4 protein-coding genes and 1 pseudogene are annotated in these 3,268 nt (G+C 74.9%); 4 read left to right on the forward strand and 1 reads right to left on the reverse strand.

Annotated elements, in window-relative coordinates; all coding sequences use genetic code 11:
* Positions 1-134: 134 nt before the first annotated feature.
* Positions 135-587, reverse strand: coding sequence for a metallopeptidase family protein (locus ABZW03_RS38975; protein WP_030245500.1), 453 nt, complete (start codon positions 585-587; stop codon positions 135-137).
* A gap of 164 nt (positions 588-751) precedes the next feature.
* Here ABZW03_RS38975 and ABZW03_RS38980 point away from each other — a divergent pair, with 164 nt between their 5' ends.
* The 4 genes and pseudogenes from ABZW03_RS38980 to ABZW03_RS38995 form a co-directional block, all read left to right on the forward strand.
* Positions 752-1,117: a DUF3499 domain-containing protein gene (locus tag ABZW03_RS38980; RefSeq protein WP_355269337.1), complete on the forward strand. Its 366-nt coding sequence runs from the start codon at positions 752-754 to the stop codon at positions 1,115-1,117.
* A 124-nt stretch (positions 1,118-1,241) separates the two neighbouring features.
* Positions 1,242-2,627, forward strand: coding sequence for a phosphomannomutase/phosphoglucomutase (locus ABZW03_RS38985; RefSeq protein WP_355269339.1), 1,386 nt, complete (start codon positions 1,242-1,244; stop codon positions 2,625-2,627).
* A 95-nt stretch (positions 2,628-2,722) separates the two neighbouring features.
* Positions 2,723-2,905 carry a Trm112 family protein gene (locus ABZW03_RS38990; protein ID WP_049659271.1) on the forward strand — a complete coding sequence of 61 codons (183 nt, stop codon included), beginning with the start codon at positions 2,723-2,725 and terminating at the stop codon, positions 2,903-2,905.
* A 103-nt stretch (positions 2,906-3,008) separates the two neighbouring features.
* A pseudogene (locus tag ABZW03_RS38995) lies at positions 3,009-3,268 on the forward strand (mannose-6-phosphate isomerase); the annotation flags it as partial.

Genomic DNA, 3,268 nt, shown 5'->3' on the forward strand with positions numbered 1-3,268 from the left:
CGGACGTGCTGATCCGGGACGGGAGGATCGCCCGGACGGCCCCGCACGGCACGCTCACGGCCGGCGCGGGCGAACTCGTCGACCTCGGCGGCACCTGCACGGTGCCGCCGCGTCGGGCTCGGTCCCCGTCGGGCTCAGTCCTCGTCGTAGCGCGGGTCGATGGCGTCCGGCGACAGCCCCAGCAGCTCGGCGACCTGCTCGATCAGGATCTCGTGCACCAGCGCCGCGCGGTCCTCCCGGGTCTTCGCCCGGATCTCCACCGGCCGCCGGTACACCACGATCTGACTCTTGCGCCCCTGCTTGCCGGGCGACACCCGCCCCAGCGGCACGCCGTCCTCGGCGTCGGCGCCGTCCGGCTCGTGCAGCGGCACCTCCTGGACGGCGAACTCCACCTCGATCAGCTGCGGCCAACGACGTTCGAGGCGCTCCACCGACTCGCGCACGTAGTCGTCGAACAGTTCGGAGCGGGTGAGCGAGATCGGCACCTGCGGCGGCGCCAGCGGGCCGCGCAGGCCCCTGCCGTGCCGGTCGCGGTGCCGGGGGCGGCGGGCTGGGCCTGTCGATGACTGCGGTGCGGAGCTGTCCATATCACTGCCGAGGGTAGTCCTTGGACGGTCGGAAGTGGACCACTCCGACGGGGAATCGCACGGGGCGCCGGGTCCGCGGCCCCGGCGCCCGGAGGGCGACACGGCACCCCCTCCGGGCAGGCGGTCTTCGCTCCCCGGCGAGGAGTGCGGTACCGTCCACCCTCGTGAGCTCTGTACGTCGTTGTTCGCGGACCGCGTGCGGCCGGCCGGCCGTCGCGACGCTGACGTACGTCTACGCGGACTCCACCGCCGTCCTGGGCCCGCTCGCCACCTACGCCGAGCCGCACTGCTACGACCTGTGCGCCGAGCACGCCGAGCGCCTCACCGCCCCGCGCGGCTGGGAGGTCGTCCGGCTCGCCGCCGAGGCCGGGCCGCTGCGCCGCAGCAGCGACGACCTGGAGGCACTGGCCAACGCCGTGCGCGAGGCCGCCCGCCCGCAGACCCCCCGTCAGGGCCGAGGTCCCGAGGGCGATTCCACCGAGGGCGGCCGCCGCGGCCACCTCCGGGTCCTGCGCTCGCCCGACAACTGAGCGCTCGCCCGGCACGGGGTGTTCGCCCGGCCCGGGTACGCTGCCCGTCTACCGTCACCGCCGTCGACCGGACGCGCGGTGGCCCAGACGTAACGATCAGACCTCAGACCAGGGTGGAGCCGCAGTGCGCGACCTCAAGCAGCTCGTGAAGGCGTACGACGTCCGGGGCGTCGTTCCGGACCAGTGGGACGAGAGCCTCTCCCGGGCCTTCGGCGCCGCGTTCGTGCAGGTCACCGGAGCGTCCGCGATCGTGGTCGGGCACGACATGCGGCCCTCCTCCCCGTCGCTGAGCCTGGCCTTCGCCGAAGGTGCCGCGGCCTACGGCGCCGACGTGGTGCAGATCGGGCTGTGCTCCACCGACCAGCTGTACTACGCCAGCGGCAAGCTCGACCTGCCCGGCGCGATGTTCACCGCCAGCCACAACCCGGCCCAGTACAACGGCATCAAGCTCTGCCGGGCCGGCGCCGCCCCGGTCGGCCAGGACACCGGCCTGTCCGAGATCCGCGAGCTGGTCGAGTCCTGGACCGCCGAGGACGGCACCGTCACCGTCCCGGCCCGGGACGTGCGGCCGGGCGGGCTCTCCGCCCAGGACACCCTGCGCGGCTACGCCGACCACCTGCTGGGCCTGGTCGACCTCACCGCGATCCGCCCGCTCAAGGTCGCGGTGGACGCCGGCAACGGCATGGGCGGCCACACCGTGCCGACCGTCTTCGACGGCCTGCCGATCGAGCTCGTCCCGATGTACTTCGAGCTGGACGGCACCTTCCCGAACCACGAGGCCAACCCGCTCGACCCGAAGAACCTGGTCGACCTCCAGGCCAAGGTCCGCGAGGTCGGCGCCGACGTGGGCCTGGCCTTCGACGGCGACGCCGACCGCTGCTTCGTCGTGGACGAGCGCGGCGAGCCGGTCTCCCCGTCGGCGATCACCGCCCTGGTCGCCGCCCGCGAGATCGCCCGCGCCCGGGCCGCCGGCGAGGCCGAGCCGACGATCATCCACAACCTGATCACCTCCTGGACCGTCCCCGAGGTGGTCCGCGAGCTCGGCGCCAAGCCGGTGCGCACCCGGGTCGGCCACTCCTTCATCAAGCAGGAGATGGCCGAGACCGACGCCGTCTTCGGCGGCGAGCACTCCGCGCACTACTACTTCCGCGACTTCTGGCGCGCCGACACCGGCATGCTGGCCGCGCTGCACGTGCTGGCCGCGCTCGGCGGGCAGCCGGGCACGCTGTCCGAGCTCACCGCCGAGTACGACCGCTACGCGGCCTCCGGCGAGATCAACAGCACCGTGGCCGACCAGGCCGCCAGCACCGCCGCCGTCCGCGCCGCCTACGCCGGCGGGGAGGGCGTCACGGTGGACGAGCTGGACGGCCTGACCGTGGCCGGCCCGGACTGGTGGTTCAACCTGCGCGCCTCCAACACCGAGCCGCTGCTGCGCCTGAACGTCGAGGCGAAGGACCCGGAGCGGATGGCCGAGCTGCGCGACGGCGTGCTCGCCGTCGTCCGCGGCTGAGCCCCGCGCCTGACCACGGGCCCCGGTGCCCCGGCCGGTAGGGTTTCCTATCGGCCGGGGCACCTCCGTGCCACCCCCGAACTTTGGAGAGCCCCATGAAGCTCGAATCCTTCCTGCTGGAGATCCTGGTCTGCCCGCAGTGCCGGGCCGCGCTCGTCGAGGGCGGCACCGAGGAGCAGCCCGAGCTGGTCTGCACCGGCGCGGACTGCGGCCTCGCGTACCCGGTCCGCGAGGGCATTCCGGTCCTCCTGGTGGACGAGGCCCGCCGCCCGGCCTGATCCTGGGGGCGGGCCTGGCACCCGCCCCGGGGCCGCCGCCCCATCCCGACCGCCCGGCGCGCAACGGAGCGCGCGCCCAGGACCGCAGCCGGAGGTTCGCCGCATGCTCGACGACACCCTGCTCGACGACCCGGCCGCGCTCCAGCGCGCCGACCACGACCGCGCCCTGCTGGCCCTGGCCGGCGCCGGCGCGCGGGTCCGCACCGCGCTGCGGCAGGCCGAGGCGGCCGGCCTCGACCGGCTGCGCCCGGACGGCCGTCCGCGCGCCGTCCTGGTCGCCGGGCACGGCAGCGCGCTGACCGCCGCCGAGATGCTGTCCGCGCTGGCCGGCACGGCCACCCTGGTCACCCCGCTGCCGCCGAC

The sequence above is a fragment of the Kitasatospora sp. NPDC004799 genome (assembly GCF_040609095.1).
GTDB lineage: Bacteria > Actinomycetota > Actinomycetes > Streptomycetales > Streptomycetaceae > Kitasatospora.